The 18,044-nt window shown below is 64.1% G+C and carries 22 protein-coding genes and 2 tRNA genes; 18 read left to right on the forward strand and 6 right to left on the reverse strand.

All coding sequences use genetic code 11. The features are described from left to right. Window positions 1-9: 9 nt before the first annotated feature. The 11 genes from ybgC to nadA all read left to right on the forward strand — a co-directional run bounded on the left by ybgC (window position 10) and on the right by nadA (window position 8,200). Window positions 10-456 carry a tol-pal system-associated acyl-CoA thioesterase gene (ybgC, locus tag ACYJSS_RS07130; RefSeq protein ID WP_111263841.1) on the forward strand — a complete coding sequence of 149 codons (447 nt, stop codon included), beginning with the start codon at window positions 10-12 and terminating at the stop codon, window positions 454-456. 2 nt (window positions 457-458) lie between these two features. Continuing rightward, window positions 459-1,154 (forward strand): protein TolQ, encoded by a 696-nt coding sequence (tolQ, locus tag ACYJSS_RS07135; protein WP_111263840.1) that lies wholly within the window; start codon window positions 459-461, stop codon window positions 1,152-1,154. Window positions 1,155-1,187: 33 nt separating this feature from the next. After that, window positions 1,188-1,646, forward strand: a complete 459-nt coding sequence (gene tolR, locus ACYJSS_RS07140) for a protein TolR (protein WP_111263839.1) — start codon at window positions 1,188-1,190, stop codon at window positions 1,644-1,646. Beyond that, the gene (tolA, locus tag ACYJSS_RS07145; RefSeq protein WP_111263838.1) at window positions 1,646-2,650 is read left to right on the forward strand and encodes a cell envelope integrity protein TolA; all 1,005 of its coding nucleotides are present in this window, start codon (window positions 1,646-1,648) and stop codon (window positions 2,648-2,650) included. Before tolR ends, tolA begins: the two co-directional genes overlap by 1 nt. Further along, a complete protein-coding gene (tolB, locus tag ACYJSS_RS07150) occupies window positions 2,647-3,948 on the forward strand; it encodes a Tol-Pal system beta propeller repeat protein TolB (protein WP_111263837.1) in 1,302 nt (433 codons plus the stop codon). Before tolA ends, tolB begins: the two co-directional genes overlap by 4 nt. 55 nt (window positions 3,949-4,003) lie before the next feature. Then, entirely contained in the window at window positions 4,004-4,501 is a 498-nt protein-coding gene (gene pal / locus ACYJSS_RS07155; protein WP_111263836.1) for a peptidoglycan-associated lipoprotein Pal, read from the forward strand. A gap of 6 nt (window positions 4,502-4,507) precedes the next feature. Next, a complete protein-coding gene (ybgF, locus tag ACYJSS_RS07160; RefSeq protein WP_111263835.1) occupies window positions 4,508-5,329 on the forward strand; it encodes a tol-pal system protein YbgF in 822 nt (273 codons plus the stop codon). A 125-nt stretch (window positions 5,330-5,454) separates the two neighbouring features. Next, window positions 5,455-6,102 (forward strand): 7-carboxy-7-deazaguanine synthase QueE, encoded by a 648-nt coding sequence (queE, locus tag ACYJSS_RS07165; protein WP_111263834.1) that lies wholly within the window; start codon window positions 5,455-5,457, stop codon window positions 6,100-6,102. Between the two features lies 1 nt (window position 6,103). Beyond that, window positions 6,104-6,778: a 7-cyano-7-deazaguanine synthase QueC gene (gene queC / locus ACYJSS_RS07170; protein WP_111263833.1), complete on the forward strand. Its 675-nt coding sequence runs from the start codon at window positions 6,104-6,106 to the stop codon at window positions 6,776-6,778. Window positions 6,779-6,836: 58 nt separating this feature from the next. Continuing rightward, a tRNA-Lys gene (locus tag ACYJSS_RS07175) sits at window positions 6,837-6,912 on the forward strand. A gap of 229 nt (window positions 6,913-7,141) precedes the next feature. After that, window positions 7,142-8,200: a quinolinate synthase NadA gene (nadA, locus tag ACYJSS_RS07180; protein WP_111263832.1), complete on the forward strand. Its 1,059-nt coding sequence runs from the start codon at window positions 7,142-7,144 to the stop codon at window positions 8,198-8,200. Window positions 8,201-8,255: 55 nt separating this feature from the next. Here nadA and ACYJSS_RS07185 read toward each other — a convergent pair whose 3' ends face one another. Beyond that, on the reverse strand, window positions 8,256-9,689 hold the full coding sequence (locus ACYJSS_RS07185) for a M48 family metalloprotease (protein WP_111263831.1): 1,434 nt from the start codon (window positions 9,687-9,689) through the stop codon (window positions 8,256-8,258). Window positions 9,690-9,794: 105 nt separating this feature from the next. Here ACYJSS_RS07185 and ACYJSS_RS07190 point away from each other — a divergent pair, with 105 nt between their 5' ends. Both ACYJSS_RS07190 and ACYJSS_RS07195 read left to right on the forward strand, forming a co-directional pair. Beyond that, on the forward strand, window positions 9,795-10,046 hold the full coding sequence (locus tag ACYJSS_RS07190) for a sulfurtransferase TusA family protein (protein ID WP_111263830.1): 252 nt from the start codon (window positions 9,795-9,797) through the stop codon (window positions 10,044-10,046). A gap of 32 nt (window positions 10,047-10,078) precedes the next feature. Next, complete coding sequence (locus ACYJSS_RS07195) at window positions 10,079-11,158, forward strand: AI-2E family transporter (protein WP_111263829.1); 1,080 nt, start codon at window positions 10,079-10,081, stop codon at window positions 11,156-11,158. Window positions 11,159-11,210: 52 nt separating this feature from the next. Here the strand turns inward: ACYJSS_RS07195 and ACYJSS_RS07200 are convergent, their stop codons facing one another. Both ACYJSS_RS07200 and ACYJSS_RS07205 read right to left on the reverse strand, forming a co-directional pair. Then, on the reverse strand, window positions 11,211-11,684 hold the full coding sequence (locus tag ACYJSS_RS07200; RefSeq protein WP_111263828.1) for a peroxiredoxin: 474 nt from the start codon (window positions 11,682-11,684) through the stop codon (window positions 11,211-11,213). A gap of 10 nt (window positions 11,685-11,694) precedes the next feature. After that, window positions 11,695-12,252 (reverse strand): glycine cleavage system transcriptional repressor, encoded by a 558-nt coding sequence (locus tag ACYJSS_RS07205; protein WP_111263827.1) that lies wholly within the window; start codon window positions 12,250-12,252, stop codon window positions 11,695-11,697. Between the two features lie 167 nt (window positions 12,253-12,419). Here ACYJSS_RS07205 and dapA point away from each other — a divergent pair, with 167 nt between their 5' ends. From dapA to ACYJSS_RS07225, 4 genes are all read left to right on the forward strand, one after another. Next, window positions 12,420-13,298, forward strand: a complete 879-nt coding sequence (gene dapA / locus ACYJSS_RS07210; protein ID WP_111263826.1) for a 4-hydroxy-tetrahydrodipicolinate synthase — start codon at window positions 12,420-12,422, stop codon at window positions 13,296-13,298. 18 nt (window positions 13,299-13,316) lie between these two features. After that, entirely contained in the window at window positions 13,317-14,432 is a 1,116-nt protein-coding gene (gene bamC, locus ACYJSS_RS07215) for an outer membrane protein assembly factor BamC (protein ID WP_111263825.1), read from the forward strand. A gap of 130 nt (window positions 14,433-14,562) precedes the next feature. Then, window positions 14,563-15,432, forward strand: coding sequence for a phosphoribosylaminoimidazolesuccinocarboxamide synthase (locus ACYJSS_RS07220; RefSeq protein ID WP_111263824.1), 870 nt, complete (start codon window positions 14,563-14,565; stop codon window positions 15,430-15,432). A 114-nt stretch (window positions 15,433-15,546) separates the two neighbouring features. Next, window positions 15,547-15,636 (forward strand) — tRNA-Ser (locus tag ACYJSS_RS07225). A gap of 46 nt (window positions 15,637-15,682) precedes the next feature. Here the strand turns inward: ACYJSS_RS07225 and ACYJSS_RS07230 are convergent. From ACYJSS_RS07230 to ACYJSS_RS07240, 3 genes are all read right to left on the reverse strand, one after another. Next, entirely contained in the window at window positions 15,683-15,973 is a 291-nt protein-coding gene (locus tag ACYJSS_RS07230; RefSeq protein WP_158545630.1) for an alpha/beta hydrolase family protein, read from the reverse strand. A 72-nt stretch (window positions 15,974-16,045) separates the two neighbouring features. Then, window positions 16,046-16,486, reverse strand: coding sequence for an NUDIX hydrolase (locus ACYJSS_RS07235; RefSeq protein ID WP_111264591.1), 441 nt, complete (start codon window positions 16,484-16,486; stop codon window positions 16,046-16,048). After that, window positions 16,483-17,031, reverse strand: a complete 549-nt coding sequence (locus tag ACYJSS_RS07240; protein ID WP_236204507.1) for a GNAT family N-acetyltransferase — start codon at window positions 17,029-17,031, stop codon at window positions 16,483-16,485. The genes ACYJSS_RS07235 and ACYJSS_RS07240 overlap by 4 nt, the downstream gene beginning before the upstream one ends. Window positions 17,032-17,242: 211 nt before the next feature. Between ACYJSS_RS07240 and ACYJSS_RS07245 the strand changes: the two genes are divergently transcribed. Beyond that, entirely contained in the window at window positions 17,243-17,920 is a 678-nt protein-coding gene (locus tag ACYJSS_RS07245) for an OB-fold putative lipoprotein (protein ID WP_236204506.1), read from the forward strand. Window positions 17,921-18,044 lie beyond the last annotated feature (124 nt).

The raw sequence follows: 18,044 nt of genomic DNA on the forward strand, positions 1-18,044 counted from the left end.
CACTAGAGTATGCGCGCGCAAAATGGGGCCCAGCCTTTCGTGCATCGGAGCCGCGTCTATTACGAAGACACCGATGCCGGTGGCATCGTCTATTACGTCAACTACCTCAAGTTCATGGAGCGGGCTCGCACCGAGTGCCTGCGAAGCCTGGGTTTTGCCCAGTCCGAGCTGGTAGGGGAGAACCTGCTCTTCGTCGTGCATTCGGCCGAGGCGCGTTACCACGCTCCCGCCCGGCTCGACGACGAGCTGACCATCAGTGCCGAAGTGATCGAATTGAACCGTGCCAGCCTGCGCTTTCGTCAACAGGTGAGGCGGGCTACGGATGATGCGCTGCTCTGTGAAGGGCAGTTCCTGGTGGCCTGTGTGCGCGCCGACAGTTTGAAACCCCGGGCGATCCCCGAAGCGCTGCGTTCAGCCTTCGCCGCCGTACCGGGCCAACCCCCTGCAGGAGACTAAGCGTGGAAGCCAACGTCGTCGACCATACCTCCATGTGGAGCCTGATCAGCAACGCCAGCATCGTGGTGCAACTGGTCATGCTCACTCTGGTGGCCGCTTCGGTCACCTCGTGGATCATGATTTTCCAGCGCAGCAACCTGCTGCGCGCGGCGAAGAAGTCCCTCGAGACATTCGAGGAGCGTTTCTGGTCGGGCATCGACCTGTCCAAGCTGTATCGCCAGGCCGGCAGCAACCCCGACCCGGATTCCGGCGTCGAGCAGATCTTCCGCGCCGGCTTCAAGGAGTTCTCCCGGCTGCGCCAGCAGCCCGGCGTCGATCCGGATGCGGTGATGGAAGGCGTTGCCCGTGCCATGCGCGTTGCCATCTCCCGTGAGGAGGAGAAGCTCGAGCAGAGCCTGCCGTTCCTCGCCACCGTCGGCTCCACCAGCCCCTACATCGGCCTGTTCGGCACCGTCTGGGGGATCATGAACTCCTTCCGTGGCCTCGCCCAGGTGCAGCAGGCGACCCTGGCCACCGTGGCCCCCGGCATTGCCGAGGCGCTGATCGCTACCGCCATCGGCCTGTTCGCGGCGATCCCGGCGGTCATCGCGTACAACCGCTTCGCCGCGCGTGGTGAGACCCTGATCAGTCGCTACTACACCTTCGCCGACGAGTTCCAGGCCATCCTGCACCGCAAAGTGCACACCAGCGACGAATAAGACGCAGGTTCAATAGAGGACAGGTTTCACGCCATGGCCAGAATTCGCCAAAAACGCAAACCGGTCGCCGAGATGAACGTGGTGCCCTACATCGACGTGATGCTGGTGCTGCTGGTCATCTTCATGGTGACCGCGCCCATGCTCAACCAGGGCGTCAAGGTCGACCTGCCGAAGGTGTCCAGCGAGGCGCTGCCCCAGGACAACGACTCCCGCGTCCTGACCATCTCGATCAAGGCCGACAAGAGCTACTACTGGAACATGGGCGAGGAAGTGGACCCGGACCAGGGCAAGGCCAGCGAGACGTCCAGCACGCTGCCGCAGCTGGTGCAGGCGGTCACCGCGATCATGAGCCAGAACACCAGCCAGGGTAAGAAGGTCCAGGTCTTCGTCCGGGGTGACAAGGCCGTCGACTACGGCTCCGTGATGGCCGTCATGGGCGGCCTGCAGCAGGCCGGCGTGGGTAATGTCGGGCTGATCACCGAGGCGCCCTGATGCAGCAGCAGAGCGAACGCTCCCCATCGGAAAGCTATTTCTGGCCTGCGGTCTGGGCCATAGGCCTGCACGTGCTGATCTTCGGCACGCTGTTCGTCAGCTTCGCCTTCACCCCTGAACTGCCGCCAGCGCGCCCGATCGTGCAGGCTACGCTCTATCAGCTGAAGTCGCAGAGCCAGGCGACCACCCAGACCAACCAGAAGATCGCCGGCGAAGCCAAGAAGGCCGCAGCTCCGCAGTACGAAACCGAACAGATGGAGCAGAAGAAGGCCGAGCAGCAGAAGCTGGAGCAGCAGAAGGTCGCTGCGGCCAAGGCGGCGGAACAAAAGAAAGCCGAGGAAGCTCGAAAAGCGGAAGAGGCAGCCGCAGCGAAGAAGGCGGATGACGCCAAGAAGGCCGAGGAAGCCAAGAAGCAGCAGGCCGATATCGCCAAGAAGAAGGCAGAAGAGGAAGCCAAGAAAAAGGCTGCCGACGAGGCCAAGAAGAAAGCCGCTGAAGAGGCGAAGAAGAAAGCTGCAGCCGAGGCCGCGAAGAAGAAGGCTGCCGAGGATGCGAAGAAGAAGGCCGCCGCCGAGGCCGCGAAGAAAAAGGCAGCGGAGGAGGCCAAGCGCAAGTCGACCGAGGACAAGAAGGCCGCGGCACTCGCCGACCTGCTGTCCGACACCGTGGAGCGTGAGCATACCCTGGCCGATGAAGTGGGCGACCAGGTTGCCGGCAGCCTTGATGACCTGATCATCAAACTGATCAGCGAGAATTGGCAGAAGCCGCTGTCGACCCGTCCGGGCATGAGTGTCGAACTGCTGATTCAGATGCTGCCGGATGGCACCGTCACCAACGCCAGCGTCACCCGTTCAAGTGGTGATGGGCCCTTCGACAGCTCCGCGGTGGCCGCGGTACGCAGCGTCGGGCGCATCCCTGAAATGCAACAATTGGATCGCGCTACCTTTGACAGGATGTACAGGCAGCGTCGCGTCGTCTTCAAACCGGAGGATTTAGGTCTGTGAACACTCTGATACGTATCGTCCTGCTCGGCCTGACCATGCTGGTCGGTACCGTGCAGGCCGCTGATCCGCTCGTGATTACTGGCGGCCGGGACAGCGCAACACCCATCGCCGTCGTGCCCTTCGGCTGGCAGGGCGGCAACGTCCTGCCCGAGGACATGTCCGAGATCATCGGCAATGACCTGCGCAACTCCGGCTTCTTCGAGCCCATCCCGCGACAGAACATGATCAGCCTGCCGACCCAGGCCAGCGAAGTGATCTACCGCGACTGGAAGGCACTGGGCGCCCAGTACGTGCTGGTGGGCAGCATCGCCCCGGCCGGTGGCCGCCTGCAGGTGCAGTTCGCCCTGTTCAACGTCGCCACCGAGCAGCAGGTGTTCGCCGGTAGCGTCAGCGGCTCCACCGACCAGCTGCGCGACATGGCGCACTACGTGGCCGACCAGTCGTTCGAGAAGCTCACCGGCGTGAAGGGTGCGTTCTCCACCCGCATGCTCTACGTGACCGCCGAGCGTTTCTCGGTGAACAACACGCGCTATACCCTGCAGCGCTCCGACTATGACGGCCAGCGCGCCGTGACCCTGCTGCAGTCCCGTGAACCGATCCTCTCGCCGCGCTACGCACCGGATGGCCGCCGCATCGCCTATGTCTCCTTCGAGCAGAAGCGCCCGCGCATCTTCATCCAGCACATCGACACCGGTCGCCGCGAGCAGATCACCAACTTCGAGGGCCTGAACGGCGCGCCGGCCTGGTCGCCTGAAGGCAATCGCCTGGCGTTCGTGCTGTCCAAGGATGGCAACCCGGAGATCTACGTGATGGACCTGGGCAGCCGCCAGCTGCGTCGTGTCACCAACCACATGGCGATCGACACCGAACCCTTCTGGGGCGCCGATGGCCAGACCATCTATTTCACCTCGGATCGTGCCGGCAAGCCGCAGATCTACAAGACCAACATCAATGGTGGCGAGCCGCAGCGCGTGACCTTCGTCGGCAACTACAACGCCAACCCGAAGCTCTCGGCTGACGAGAAGACCCTGGTGATGATCCACCGCCAGGATGGCTTCACCAACTTCAAGGTGGCGGCCCTGGACCTGGTCCGTGGCGGTGCCCCGCGTATCCTCTCCGGCACCACTCTGGACGACTCGCCCACTGTTGCGCCAAACGGCACCATGCTAATCTACGCCACCCGCCAGCAGGGCCGGGGAGTGCTGATGCTCGTGTCCACAAACGGGCGCGTGCGACTCCCGATTCCAACCGTTCAAGGCGATATCCGCGAACCGTCCTGGTCGCCGTACCTGAACTGACGCGGTATCCACTTTTGTTTTGCTAAACACACTGGGGCTCATTAGGAGTTACATGATGGAAATGATCAAATTCGGTAAGTTCGCTGCTCTGGCTCTGGCCATGGCTGTTGCAGTTGGTTGCTCCTCCAAGGGCGGCGACGATTCCGGTCAGGGCGCTGTAGACCCGAACGCTGGCTACAACAGCGGCAACAGCGGTGTTGACGGCAGCCTGAGCGAAGAAGCCGCTCTGCGCGCCATCACCACCTTCTACTTCGAGTACGACAGCTCCGACCTGAAGCCGGAAGCCATGCGCGCTCTGGACGTACACGCCAAGGACCTGAAAGGCAACGGCGCTCGCGTCGTTCTGGAAGGCCACACCGACGAGCGCGGCACCCGCGAATACAACATGGCTCTGGGCGAGCGTCGTGCCAAGGCCGTTCAGCGCTACCTGGTTCTGCAGGGCGTTTCCCCGGCTCAGCTGGAACTGGTTTCCTACGGCGAAGAGCGTCCGGTTGCCACTGGCAACGACGAGCAGTCCTGGGCTCAGAACCGTCGCGTCGAACTGCGTAAGTAATTCGATATGCGTAAGTGCCGTCGTGCTTTGACTGTATTGGCCCTCAGCAGCCTGCCCCTGGCTGCCTTTGCTGAGGTTCCCGTGGTGGACGGAAACGATGCCGGTTACGGCAACAGTTACCCGCCCGCTGGTTATGGCACGACTGGCGCCTATGCCGGATCCGGGGCTTCGGCCCCGGTGTCCGCGCAAGGCGAGCTGTTCATGCAACTGCAGCAGATGCAGGAGGAGACCGCCCGCCTGCGTGGGATGGTCGAAGAACAGCAGAACCAGATCGAGCAGCTCAAGCGCGAGTCGCTGGAGCGCTATCAGGATCTGGACAGCCGCTTGAGTGCGGGCGCAGCGGGCGCACCAGCCGCACAACAGAATTCCCCTGCCGATGGCGCGATCAACGCCGCCGGCACTCCCTCGGCACCGGCCCAGCAGCCGGCCGCCAGCGCCGAACCGGGCGATCCGGCGAAGGAAAAGCTCTACTACGACGCCGCCTTCGACCTGATCAAGGCCAAGGACTTCGACAAGGCCAGCCAGGCCTTCGGCGCCTTCCTGCGCAAGTACCCCAGCAGCCAATACGCCGGCAACGCGCAGTACTGGCTGGGCGAAGTCAATCTTGCCAAGGGCGACCTGCAGGGCGCCGGCCAGGCCTTCGCCAGGGTCAGCCAGGTCTATCCGCAGCACGCCAAGGTACCGGACTCCCTCTACAAGCTCGCCGACGTCGAGCAGCGCCTGGGCAATACCGACAAGGCCAAGGGCATCCTCAAGCAGGTCGTCGCGCAGTACCCCGGCAGCTCCGCCGCCCAGCTGGCGCAGCGGGATCTCCAGCGCCTGCCCTGATCCACGCCCCGAGCATCGAGAAACCCGCGCCTGACGCGGGTTTTTTCGTTAGAATCGCCGCCCTCTGACTCTTCTTCCAGCAACGGAGGCGGATGGCCTGTTTAGCCGTTACGCCCGTGGCCCCTATGCAACAGACCCTGCGACTGACCGAGATCTTCTACTCGCTGCAGGGGGAAACGCGTACCGCCGGCTTGCCGACGGTATTCGTACGCCTGACCGGCTGTCCCCTGCGCTGCCAGTATTGCGACACCGCCTATGCCTTCAATGGCGGCCAGCTCCACACCCTGGACGGCATCCTCGCCCAGGTGGCTGCCTACAGGCCCCGCTACGTCTGTGTGACGGGCGGCGAGCCGCTGGCGCAACCCAATTGCATCCCGCTTCTGCAACGGCTCTGCGACGCCGGCTACGAGGTGTCGCTGGAAACCAGCGGTGCCCTGGACATCTCGGCCGTGGATACGCGCGTCAGCCGTGTTGTCGACCTGAAGACGCCCGGCTCTGCCGAGCTCGCCCGCAATCGCTACGAGAACATCGCCCAACTGACTCGCAACGACCAGGTGAAGTTCGTCATCTGCTCCCGCGAGGACTACGACTGGGCCGTCTCCAAGCTGATCGAGTACCGGCTGGAGCAGCGCGCGGGTGAGGTGCTGTTCTCGCCCAGTCACCAGCAGGTGAGCGCGCGGAGCCTCGCGGACTGGATAGTGGCTGACAACCTGCCGGTACGCCTGCAGCTGCAATTGCACAAGATTCTCTGGAACGACGAGCCGGGACACTGATATGAGCGACAAGAAAGCGGTAATCCTCCTCTCCGGCGGCCTGGACTCCGCCACGGTGGTAGCCATGGCCCGTGCCGAAGGCTATGCCTGCTACACCATGAGCTTCGACTACGGCCAGCGTCATCGTGCCGAGCTGCAGGCGGCCGAGCGCGTAGCCAGGCAACTGGGCGTGGTGGAGCACAAGGTCATCGGCCTTGATCTGAATGGCATCGGCGGCTCGGCCCTGACCGACAGCAGCATCGCCGTACCGGAAGCACCTACCGAAGGCATCCCGGTCACCTACGTGCCGGCGCGCAACACCGTATTCCTGTCTCTCGCCCTGGGCTGGGCGGAAGTGCTCGGTGCGCGGGATATCTTCATCGGCGTCAACGCGGTGGACTACTCCGGCTACCCGGACTGCCGCCCCGAGTTCGTCGAGGCCTTCGAGCGCATGGCCAACCTGGCGACCAAGGCCGGCGTGGAGGGTGATGGCTTCCGCATCCAGGCGCCGTTGCAGAACCTCAGCAAGGCGCAGATCGTCCAGGCGGGCGTGAGGCTCGGCGTGGACTACGCTTTGACGGTGTCCTGCTACCAAGCCGATGACGAGGGCCGCGCCTGCCGCAAATGCGACAGCTGCCGGCTGCGTGCGGATGGCTTCGCGGCCGCTGGCGTGCAAGATCCTACGAGATATTTCTGATTTTTTTACGGTGGGGTGTTGAATTCCTGAATAAAATCAGTATTATGCGCTCCGCGTCGGGTCGTTAGCTCAGTCGGTAGAGCAGTTGGCTTTTAACCAATTGGTCGTAGGTTCGAATCCTACACGACCCACCATACAAGGCTCCGCAAGGAGCAACGGAAGCGGGAAGATCGAAAGGTATTCCCGCTTTTCGTTTGCCTGCAGGAAAGTCGAGCCCGGTGACCGGAGGGCGCAGCCCCTCCCGCTGCCATGCCCAATGGCGTTAATCTGCGCTATCATCCGCGCCCCGATCCGCGAGGCCCCTGGCCCGTCGGGCGGTGACCCAACAGGCTTTCGCGCAACGCGCCCGCAGGTCCAGCAGACATGTCCCATCTCTCCGAACGTTTTCTCGTCCAGGCCCATCTCGCCGCGAAGCAGCCCCGGCAACTGACTGCCGATGAAGAGGCACAGCTCCGGGCGCAGATCGCAGCCGAACTGAAGGCGCAGAACGCCGTTCTGGTGGCCCACTACTATTGCGATCCGGTGATCCAGGCCCTGGCCGAGGAAACCGGCGGTTGCGTGTCCGATTCCCTGGAGATGGCCCGCTTCGGCAACCAGCATGAGGCGCAGACGGTCCTGGTGGCCGGCGTACGCTTCATGGGCGAGACCGCGAAGATCCTCAACCCCGAGAAGCGGGTGCTGATGCCGACCCTGGAAGCGACCTGCTCCCTGGATCTCGGCTGCCCGGTGGATGAGTTCTCGGCATTCTGCGACCAGCACCCGGAGCGTACCGTCGTCGTCTATGCCAATACCTCCGCGGCGGTGAAGGCGAGGGCCGATTGGGTGGTGACCTCCAGCTGCGCATTGGAGATCGTCGAGAGCCTGATGGACAACGGCGAGAAGATCATCTGGGCGCCGGACCAGCACCTGGGGCGCTACATCCAGCGCGAGACCGGTGCCGACATGCTGCTCTGGGACGGTGCCTGCATCGTTCACGAGGAGTTCAAGGCCAAGCAGCTCGAAGACATGAAGGCGCTCTATCCGGAGGCAGCCATCCTGGTGCATCCGGAATCGCCTGAGGCGGTTATCGAACTCGCCGATGCGGTGGGCTCCACCAGCCAGCTGATCAAGGCTGCGCAGACGCTGCCGAACAAGATGTTCATCGTCGCCACCGATCGCGGCATCTTCTACAAGATGCAGCAGCTGTGTCCGGACAAGCAGTTCATCGAGGCCCCCACAGCCGGCAATGGGGCGGCGTGCCGCAGCTGCGCGCACTGCCCCTGGATGGCCATGAACACCCTGGAACGCACCCTGCAGTGCCTGCGCGAGGGCAGCAACGAGATATTCGTCGATGCCGCGCTGGTGCCGCGTGCCGTCAAGCCGCTCAAGCGCATGCTCGACTTCACCCAGGCCGCGCGCTTGAAGCTCGCCGGCAACGCCTGATCGGCACGCACAAAAAAGCCCGGACATGTCCGGGCTTTTTCATGGGCGGCGTTCGTCAGCGCATCATCTTCTTGATGGTCTTCTGCTGCTCGATCATTTCCTGCTGGCGTGCATCGATGCGCGAGGCGAGCGGGAAGTTGTTGGTCGCGCGGCGCTTGGCGAAATCCAGCTGCTCGATGGCCTGGTCGTAGTCGCCGACCAGGGCGAAGAACTCCGCGCGCGCCTGGTGCAGGCCGATGGTGTTGCCGGCGAGGCCGCGCACCTCGGCCACCTGGTACCAGACGTCCGGATCGTTCGGGCGACTCTTGATCAGGCCGTCGAGGATCTTCTCCGCTTCCTGGGGCTTGTTCAGCTTGAGCATCAGGTCGCTGCGCGCCTGCTTGAGCGGGTAGTTGTTGGGGTACAGGCCGAGCAGCCGGTCGACGCGCTGCTGGGCGTCCTGCAGGCGGTTGGCGGTGATGTCCAGGTCGACCTGGGCCAGGTTGTAGACGATCTCGTTGGGTGCCTTGGCCAGCAGCTGCGCAAGGGCTTCACGTGCTTCGTTGAGCTGTCCGTTCTTGATCTGCGCGATGGCCAGGCCGTAGCGCGCGGCATCCAGCTTGGGATCGGCATCGAGCTGGGCGCGGAAGCGCTTGGCCGAGATCCCCGGGGTCTCCTCGAACATCAGTTGCACACGGGCGCGCATCAACTGGTAGCGCAGGCTGTTCTCGACGCCGCCCGGCGGCAGCTGTTCTGCGCGGTTGCGGGTGTCGGCGATACGCGATTCGGTCACCGGGTGGGTGAGGAGGAATTCCGGCGGCTTGGAGTCGTAGCGGTACTGGCGCATCAAGCGCTCGAACATGTTCGGCATGGCCCGGGGGTCGTAGCCGGCCTTCTCCAGGTTGAGCAGGCCGATGCGGTCTGCTTCCTGCTCGTTCTGCCGGGAGAAGCGACGTTGCTCCTGGATCGCCGCGGCCTGGGTCGACATGATCGCCGCCATACCCGCGTCCCCGGCGCCGGCCGCCGCCGCGACGATGCCGGCAAGCATCGCCGCCATCACCGGGATCTGCATGCGTTGCTGGGCTTCGATACCGCGCGCGAAGTGGCGCTGCGAAAGGTGCGCCAGTTCGTGGGCCAGCACCGAGGCGTATTCGGCTTCGTTGGGGGCATAGAGGAACAGGCCGCCGTTGACCCCGACGATGCCGCCCGGGGCGGCGAAGGCGTTGAGCTGCGGGCTCTTGAGGAGCACGAATTCCAGGCGGCGGTCCTGCAGCTGGCTGGTCTCGGCCAGGCGGTAGACGCTGGTTTCGACGTAGTCCTTGAGCTGCGGGTCCGAGAGTTGTTCAACCTGGCCGCGCAACAGGCTGAGCCAGGCGCGGCCCAACTGATGTTCCTGCTCCGGAGAGACGATGGCCGAACTGGAGTCGCCGAGGGACGGCAGGTCATCGGCCATCACGGGCGATGAGAGGAGGCAGGCAAGCGTCAGCAGAGTGGGGCGCAGCGGATTCATGCACAGGGCTCTTGTCGGCAAAGCGCTAACTGTAGCCTCCTGCCCGGTCGGCTGGCCAGGGTTGTGCGGCCTTCTGTATCCTAGGCGCCCTCCTGGAGAACACTCATGACTGACGCCGCCGGCCGTCCCGATACCTTCGACGCCGAGCTGGACGCCAGCGGGCTGAATTGCCCGTTGCCGCTGCTCAAGGCCAAGCTGGAACTCAACCGCCTGCCCAGCGGCGCGGTACTCAAGGTCACTGCTACCGATGCCGGTTCGCAACGCGATTTCCGTGCCTTCGCCCGCCTCGCCGGCCACCTGCTGCTGCACGAGGAAGAGCAGGGCGGCACCTATCGCTACTGGCTGCGCAAGGCCTGAATCTCCCTGCTTACGCTTACCAAGGAACTCCGATGTTCAAGGTGCTTCGCGACTGGGTGCAGCGCTACTTCTCCGATGAAGAAGCGGTGGTGCTGGCGGTCTTCCTGGTCCTGGGTTTTACCCTGGTCCTCACCCTCGGCAATATGCTGGCGCCAGTCCTGGCAGGGTTGGTGCTGGCCTTCCTGATGCAGGGGGTGGTGAACTTCCTCGAACGCCTGCGCATGCCGCAAACGCTGGCCGTGTGGCTGGTCTTCGCGCTGTTCATCGGGGCCCTGGCGCTGTTCCTGGTGGTGCTGATGCCGCTGTTGTGGCAGCAGCTCAGCACCCTGTTCAAGGAGCTGCCGCGCATGCTCGGCGAGTGGCAGTCGCTGCTTCTGTTGCTGCCCGAGCGCTACCCGCACCTGTTGACCGACGAGCAGGTGCTCAACGCCATCGAGGTGACTCGCAGCGAGGTCGGCAAGTTCGGCCAATGGGCGCTGACCTTCTCCCTCTCCAGCCTGCCGCTGGTGGTCAACCTGATGATCTACCTGGTACTGGTGCCGATCCTGGTGTTCTTCTTCCTCAAGGATCGCGAGCTGATCCTGCGCTGGCTGAGCGGCTACCTGCCACGCGAGCGAGCGCTCATGACCCAGGTGTGGCAGGAGATGAACCAGCAGATCGCCAACTACATCCGCGGCAAGGTGATCGAGATCGTCATCTGTGGCGGTGTCACCTACGTCGCCTTCGTATCCCTCGGGCTCAACTATGCGGCGTTGCTGGCATTGCTGGTCGGCTTGTCGGTAGTGGTGCCCTACATCGGCGCGGTGGTGGTGACCGTCCCGGTGGCGCTGATCGCGTTGTTCCAGTGGGGCTGGGGCGACCAGTTCATCTACCTGATGGTGGTCTACGGGGTGATCCAGGCGCTGGATGGCAACATCCTGGTGCCGCTGCTGTTTTCCGAGGCGGTCAACCTGCACCCGGTGGCCATCATCTGTGCCGTGCTGCTGTTCGGAGGTCTCTGGGGATTCTGGGGCATCTTCTTCGCGATTCCCCTGGCGACGCTGTTCAAGGCCGTGCTCGATGCCTGGCCGCGCAGCGGACCACTGAGGGAAGGGCCGTCACCCTTGATGTGACGGGCATGAAAAAGGCCGCTTTCGCGGCCTTCGTTCATGGCGGCGGGGCGGGTCAGCCCTTGTTCAGCGCCTGGGCGGCCGCGAGCACGGCATCCACGTGGCCCGGAACCTTCACGCCACGCCACTCCTGGCGCAGCACACCGTTCTTGTCGATCAGGAAGGTGCTGCGGTCGACGCCCATGTATTCCTTGCCATAGAGCTTCTTCAGCTTGATCACGTCGAACAGCTGGCAGAGCGCTTCATCCTTGTCGGAGATCAGCTCGAAGGGGAACTCCTGCTTGCACTTGAAGTTCTCGTGGGACTTCAGGCCGTCGCGGGAGATGCCGAAGATCACGGTGTTGGCGGCGGCGAAGGCTCCGTGCTGGTCGCGGAAACCCTGGCCTTCGGTGGTGCAGCCGGGGGTGCTGTCCTTGGGGTAGAAATACAGGACGACCTGCTTGCCTTTCAGGGCGGAGAGCGTCACCTGCTGGCCGCTGGTGGCGGGGGCGGTGAAGTCGGCTACCGGTTGGTCGATTGCTACGGCCATGTCTTGCTCCTTACGGGTGTTGCGGGCGCCAGGGCTCGATCAGGGCGTCGAGGTTCAGCGCATCGGCGAAGTCGAGGAACTGGTCGCGCAGCCAGCTGATCTGGGTGCCCGCCGGCAGCGTCACGGTGATGGTGGCGTTGAGCATGGTGCTCATGGTCTGCGGCGCCTGGTAGGTGTCGCAGGTGAGGTTCTCCAGCTCGACGCGGTGATCGATGAAGAATTGGCACAGCTCATTGAGGATGTCCGGGCGGTAGGCCGCGCTGACGTAGGCCACGTAGGGCAGGGATTGCGGGCGGGGCTCCAGAGCGCCGCTGCGGGTTACCTGGGTGGTGAATTCGTGGCGCTTGGCCAGGGCCGGCAGGCCAGCTTCCAGGCGGGCCAGCGCATCCCAGCTACCGGATACCTGCAGCACCAGAGCGCTGTACTCGCCGTGGCGAGTCAGGCGGCTGCTGACCACGGCGCAGCGGTTTTCCTGGCTGGCTCGGCACAGCACGTTGGTCAGCTCCATGGGGTTCACGCCGAGGGCGCTGATCACAAGGAATTGTTCGCGGGGCGGGGTGGTGGACATGCAGCATTCCTAAAGCGAGGGGAGGGCGGCCAAAGCCGCGTCGATCAAAGCGGAGAGGTTAGCGAAAAGCGCTGCCGAGGGGAATGCTTGAGGCGCCCTCGTCAGCTTGTGCTGGGCAATGGGCACCAGTACCATTACGGCTCTCTTTTTCCGGCAGGAGCGGTTGCATGATTGCGGGCAGTATGGTGGCACTGGTCACGCCCATGGATGCACAAGGTCAACTGGACTGGGCGAGTCTGACCAAGCTGGTGGATTTCCACCTGCAGGAAGGCACCAACGCCATAGTCGCAGTCGGCACCACGGGTGAATCCGCGACGCTGGATGTGAACGAACACATCGAAGTCATCCGCCGCGTGGTGGATCAGGTCAATGGCCGCATCCCGGTCATCGCCGGCACCGGTGGAAACTCCACCCGCGAGTCCGTCGACCTCACCGCCGCCGCCAAGAACGTGGGCGCCGATGCCTGCCTGCTGGTGACCCCGTACTACAACAAGCCGACCCAGGAAGGCCTGTACCAGCATTTCCGCCACATCGCCGAATCCGTCGCGATTCCGCAGATCCTCTACAACGTCCCTGGCCGCACCGTCTGCGACATGCTGCCCGAGACCGTCGAGCGCCTGGCGAAGATCTCCAACATCATCGGTATCAAGGAAGCCACCGGCGACCTCAAGCGCGGCCAGGAGGTCCTGGATCGCGTGAGCAAGGACTTCCTCGTCTACTCCGGTGACGATGCCACCGCCGTCGAACTGATGCTCATGGGCGGCAAGGGCAACATATCCGTGACCGCCAACGTCGCGCCCCGCGAGATGGCCGACCTCTGCGCCGCCGCCATGCGTGGCGATGCCGAGACCGCTCGCGCGATCAACGACAAGCTGATGCCGCTGCACAAGGCGCTGTTCATCGAATCGAACCCGATCCCGGTGAAGTGGGCCCTGCACGAGATGGGCCTGATGCCCGACGGCATCCGCCTGCCGCTGACCTGGCTCAGCCCGCGTTGCCACGAACCGCTGCGTCAGGCGCTCCGCCAGTCCGGTGTATTGGCTTAATCCGAGGAATTACTACGCATGAAGCGACTGGCCGGACTCTCCGCTCTCGCCCTGATGATCTCCAGCACCAGCGGCTGCGGCTGGCTCTGGGGCGAAAATGGCTACTTCCGCGACCGCGGCAACGACTACCTGGAAGCGCGCCAGACCGCGCCCATGCAGTTGCCCCCGGATGCCCAATCCAAACGCCTTGACCCCTTGCTGCCGGTGCCTATGAACGTCGCCGACAGCCGCAGCGACGCCGACTACGAAATTCCGCGCCCACAGCCCCTGCAGGTCAAGGGTGAAGTCAGCGACTACAGCCTGCAGAAGAGCGGCGACTCGCGCTGGGTGGTTGCCCAGCGCATCCCCGCCGAGGTCTGGCCGGTGGCTCGCCAGTTCTTCGAGGACGGCGGCTTCAAGGTTGTCGACGAGCGTCCGCAGACCGGCGAGTTCAGCACCGCCTGGCAACGTCTCGACCAGCTTTCCGCGCCCCTCGCGCGCCGTCTCGGCAGCCGTGTGAGCGGTGTCGAGCCCGACAGCGAAGTGCGTGCCCGTGTGCGTATCGAGCCGGGAGTGCAGCGCAACACCAGCGAGATCTTCGTCCTCACCACCACCCGCCCGGCAGGCAGCAGCGCCGATACCGGCTGGCCGAGCCGCTCCGACAGCCCCAGCCTCGAGGCTGCGCTGATGGACGAAATGCTCGCCAGCATGGCGCGCAGCGCCGAGCAGGGTGGTTCCGTTTCCCTGCTGGCTGCTCGCGACTTCGATGCGCCGAGCCGCGTGACCCTGTCCGAAGATGGCAGCGGCAACCCGATCCTCAACCTGGGTGCCGACTTCGACCGTTCCTGGTCCAGCGTCGGTCGTGCCCTGGAAGTGGCGGACGTTCGTGTCGACGACATCAACCGCAGCCTGGGCGTGTACTACATCAACCTCGCCGAGGGCGCGGAGAAGGACCAGGAGCCTGGCTTCTTCAGCCGCCTGTGGGGCAGCGCACCGAGCAAGGAAGAGATCGAGGCCCGTGCCGAGCGCTACCAGGTTCGCCTGACCCGCGTCGGTGACAGCGTCCAGGTGACCGTTGAGAAGGACATCAACACCGTGGCACCCGCCGATGTGGCGCGCCGCGTGCTGGGCCTGATCCAGGAAAACCTCGGCTGAGGCCGGACCGACCGGGTGGCGGTTGACCTCCACCCGGCTCCAGCCGACGCGCCGCAGGGCGCGGCGGCAAGACAATAGGCGAAACCCCGCAGGTTTCGCCTGTTTCGTTTAACAGAGGCGGAAAATCGACATGACCACTCCCAGCACCCTGAGCCTGAAGAAGATCTACTCCGGCAAAGTCCGCGACCTCTATGAGATCGATGCCAAGCGCATGCTCATGGTCGCCACCGACAGGCTCTCGGCCTTCGACGTCATCCTCGAACAGCCGATTCCGGACAAGGGCAAGATCCTCACCGCCATCTCCAACTTCTGGTTCGACAAGCTGGCCGACGTGGTGCCCAATCACTTCACCGGCGACAAGGTCGAGGACGTGGTGCCCGCTGCCGAGCTGCCGCTCGTGGAAGGCCGCGCCGTGGTCGCCAAGCGCCTCAAGCCGGTGGCCGTCGAAGCCATCGTGCGCGGCTACATCGTCGGTTCGGGCTGGAAGGAATACCAGAAGACCGGCACCGTCTGCGGCATCCAGCTGCCCGCCGGCCTCAAGGAAGCCTCCAAGCTGCCCCAGCCGATCTTCACCCCCTCGACCAAGGCCGCTGTCGGCGACCACGACGAGAACATCTCCTTCGAGCAGTGCGAGGCCATCATCGGCAAGGAACTGGCCGCCAAGGTCCGCGATACCGCCATCGCCCTCTACAGCACCGCTGTCGAGTATGCCGCCACTCGCGGCATCATCATTGCCGACACCAAATTCGAATTCGGCATCGACGAAGACGGCACCCTGACCCTGATGGACGAAGTGCTGACCCCTGACTCCAGCCGCTTCTGGCCGGTGGAAAGCTATGTCGAAGGCACCAACCCGCCCAGCTTCGACAAGCAGTTCGTCCGCGACTGGCTCGAGTCCACCGGCTGGAACAAGGAGCCGCCAGCCCCCGCCGTACCCGCGGACGTCGCACAGAAGACCGCCGACAAGTACCGCGAGGCCCTGACCAAGCTGACCGCCTGACTCCGGCGGCGGGGCTTCCGGCCGGGGCAATACGCAAGCATCTGAATGCACGCGAAAAAATTGCCTCGGCGGGCTTCGCCAAACGCCTTTCAGCTGGTATCATGCGCGCCGTTCGGGAAGATGCCGGAGTGGCCGAACGGGACGGATTCGAAATCCGTTGTGTCAGCAATGGCACCTAGGGTTCAAATCCCTATCTTCCCGCCATATACAACAAAGCCCCTGGTTCGCGAGAGCCAGGGGCTTTGTGCTTTCAGGCATGCCCGTGCGCGCCTTGCGCTAGCAGGGTGCGCTGCACCAGCACCTTCATCCGGCGGATGTCTGAACAGAACAGCTCATCCGGGAACGGGCCCGGCTCCAGCGCGTCCTTCTGGGTGGAGGCAACCACGACCGTTGGCGAAGCGTCAGCAAAGGCGCGGTAAGAGTCAGCACGGAAGAGATCGACGTGCTTGTGAAGGCCTATCCCCAGTACGCGTTCTGGCTGGCTTGCGGCCAGATTGCACCCGAGATCGGGCAGACAAGCCCGGCCTATGACGACACCCATCCAGATTTATCGCCCTCCAGCGCTGAGTGACCACGGACCGTGTCCCGCACCCAGCGCTGCATCGCTTCTTCCTCAGCGCCTGGCTTCCCCTGTCGTGCTCCCCAGCAGTTGGGACCGGACGAACGCCAGTGCATCTCGGAATGGCGGATGCCATGCCTCGCCAGGTTCATGGGCAAGGGGATGCCAGAAGAACCGGAACACATGGCCGCCGTCGTCCTCCGTGCGGTGTGTCCATGCATCGGGCAGCGCCGAGCAGGGTTCGCATTGGTGAAACGCCCAGACCTGCTGCGCAGAAGGGTTGAAGCAGAGCCCAAGGTCTCGAACAGCCTCGGCTCGAATCCCAGCCTCTTCAAACAGTTCCCGGATGGCTGCCGCCTGGGTGGACTCCCCTGGCTCCAGGCGGCCTTTGACCAGTTGCAAGCCAGCCAGTGGATGCTCAAAGGCGAGAACCTCCAGCCCTCCGCTCTCGCGCAGGACCACAGGGCAGGCCCTGTCCACCCCTGCGCTGCTCATCGCCCCACCTCGCACTCCATCGGATAGTCGAACGGCTCCCGCTCCGCCTGCTCCGGCCACAACCACTGCGCATCCACACAACCCTGACGGCGGTAGAACAGCACCGTCTCCCGTGCCGAATGGGAGGAGACGTACAGGCGCTGGAAGCCCTTGCGGCGGGCCTCTTCAAGGCAGCAGGCAAATAGCAGGCGCCCGATGCCCCGGCCACGCACGCTGGCCTCGACATGGAGTTCCTTCAGTGGCCGGTAGCGCCCGGTGGGTTCTACAGGCGCGCCGTCCACGCAGGCGAAGCCGACGACCCGCCCCATGCGGGTCGCCAGGCAGACCAGGCCGCCGTTGGCCAGTGCGACCCGCAGCGTGTCCTTCACCTCCTGGCGTTCGGCCGGGGACCAGTCGTCGATGAAGGGATCGGCGCTCTCCACCGCGTGGCCCGCCTGCATGCGAATGACCCGCTCCACCTCCTGCCGCCGCTCGAAGGTGAAAACGAAGTCGAGGTCCGAATCTACCGGTGCGGTGTGAAGGGTGATGTCCGGGGTGCTGCTCATGGGCTTCCTGCATTTGATCCAGGGTGTGGGGCCGGGATGGTAGCCCGTCATTCGATGGGCTGCTGGGGAAAGGGCCATGCACCGTGCAGCGCTCTAGAGCGACTGTTTCGGTGGTTGCTCACAGTGAGGAGGGTTGGAAATTGGGACGCACGTCTATATCCTGCGTGGTCCGATAATGGCTACTTGCAATCATCTGTGAAGGACCACTTCCATGGCTCTGCTCCAGTGCTTCGAATGTAACAATCCCGTCAGCTCCACCGCCGCCGCCTGCCCCAGCTGCGGTGCCCCCGTCAAACAGCAGGCGCCTGCCGTGTCGGCAGCCGCACCGCAGCGCACCATGGGCTTCTGGATGATCATCGGCGTGCTCTTCATGCCGTACATCTTCGCCTGGTTCCTGTTGCGCAAGGGGTACCCTCGCACCGCCCGCGTGGTCGGCTTCTCCTGGATGGTTGTCTGCCTGCTTAGCCTGATACTCAACAAGGTGCCCCACACCAAATCCCCTGTCGTCGACCCGGTCGCGGCTGCCCAACAGCGCGCCCAACTGAAGGCCGAGCAGGAAGCCCGAGAGATTGAGGCACTGCCACTGTACAAGGCCTCTGATCTGGCCCGCGCCTACGCTGACAATACCGTCGCCGCCGACCAGGAGTTCAAGGGCCAGCGCTTCAAGGTGACGGGCACCGTGGTGGCGATCAACACCGACTTCCTCGGCAAGCCCTACGTGAGCCTGAAGGGTGGGGTGAACCAGTTCATGGAGCCGCAGTTCGCTTTCGACAAGGACCAGGTGGATGACCTCGCCGAATTGCGCAAAGGCATGAAGGTGACCTTCGTCTGCACTGGTCGGGGCGATGTGGCCAAGACGCCCATGTCCCGCGACTGTAAGCTGCTCTGATCTCACCACAAGGCCGCTCTCAGGAGCGGCCTTGTGGTATCTGCCCCCTGGCACTGTTGGCCATAGCCAACTTCCCAGCTTCACCGAGGGGGATGATTACTCGATAAACCCGGATCTTGGCGGT

The sequence above is a fragment of the Pseudomonas sp. No.21 genome (assembly GCF_054558415.1).

Coding starts and splice junctions, on each gene's coding strand:
- ybgC (WP_111263841.1), top strand. CDS start 10: ATGCGCGCGCAAAATGGGGCCCAGCCTTTCGTGCATCGGAGCCGCGTC.
- tolR (WP_111263839.1), top strand. CDS start 1,188: ATGGCCAGAATTCGCCAAAAACGCAAACCGGTCGCCGAGATGAACGTG.
- tolA (WP_111263838.1), top strand. CDS start 1,646: ATGCAGCAGCAGAGCGAACGCTCCCCATCGGAAAGCTATTTCTGGCCT.
- pal (WP_111263836.1), top strand. CDS start 4,004: ATGGAAATGATCAAATTCGGTAAGTTCGCTGCTCTGGCTCTGGCCATG.
- ybgF (WP_111263835.1), top strand. CDS start 4,508: ATGCGTAAGTGCCGTCGTGCTTTGACTGTATTGGCCCTCAGCAGCCTG.
- queE (WP_111263834.1), top strand. CDS start 5,455: ATGCAACAGACCCTGCGACTGACCGAGATCTTCTACTCGCTGCAGGGG.
- queC (WP_111263833.1), top strand. CDS start 6,104: ATGAGCGACAAGAAAGCGGTAATCCTCCTCTCCGGCGGCCTGGACTCC.
- nadA (WP_111263832.1), top strand. CDS start 7,142: ATGTCCCATCTCTCCGAACGTTTTCTCGTCCAGGCCCATCTCGCCGCG.
- ACYJSS_RS07185 (WP_111263831.1), bottom strand. CDS start 9,689: ATGAATCCGCTGCGCCCCACTCTGCTGACGCTTGCCTGCCTCCTCTCA.
- ACYJSS_RS07190 (WP_111263830.1), top strand. CDS start 9,795: ATGACTGACGCCGCCGGCCGTCCCGATACCTTCGACGCCGAGCTGGAC.
- ACYJSS_RS07195 (WP_111263829.1), top strand. CDS start 10,079: ATGTTCAAGGTGCTTCGCGACTGGGTGCAGCGCTACTTCTCCGATGAA.
- ACYJSS_RS07200 (WP_111263828.1), bottom strand. CDS start 11,684: ATGGCCGTAGCAATCGACCAACCGGTAGCCGACTTCACCGCCCCCGCC.
- ACYJSS_RS07205 (WP_111263827.1), bottom strand. CDS start 12,252: ATGTCCACCACCCCGCCCCGCGAACAATTCCTTGTGATCAGCGCCCTC.
- dapA (WP_111263826.1), top strand. CDS start 12,420: ATGATTGCGGGCAGTATGGTGGCACTGGTCACGCCCATGGATGCACAA.
- bamC (WP_111263825.1), top strand. CDS start 13,317: ATGAAGCGACTGGCCGGACTCTCCGCTCTCGCCCTGATGATCTCCAGC.
- ACYJSS_RS07220 (WP_111263824.1), top strand. CDS start 14,563: ATGACCACTCCCAGCACCCTGAGCCTGAAGAAGATCTACTCCGGCAAA.
- ACYJSS_RS07230 (WP_158545630.1), bottom strand. CDS start 15,973: ATGGGTGTCGTCATAGGCCGGGCTTGTCTGCCCGATCTCGGGTGCAAT.
- ACYJSS_RS07235 (WP_111264591.1), bottom strand. CDS start 16,486: ATGAGCAGCGCAGGGGTGGACAGGGCCTGCCCTGTGGTCCTGCGCGAG.
- ACYJSS_RS07240 (WP_236204507.1), bottom strand. CDS start 17,031: ATGAGCAGCACCCCGGACATCACCCTTCACACCGCACCGGTAGATTCG.
- ACYJSS_RS07245 (WP_236204506.1), top strand. CDS start 17,243: ATGGCTCTGCTCCAGTGCTTCGAATGTAACAATCCCGTCAGCTCCACC.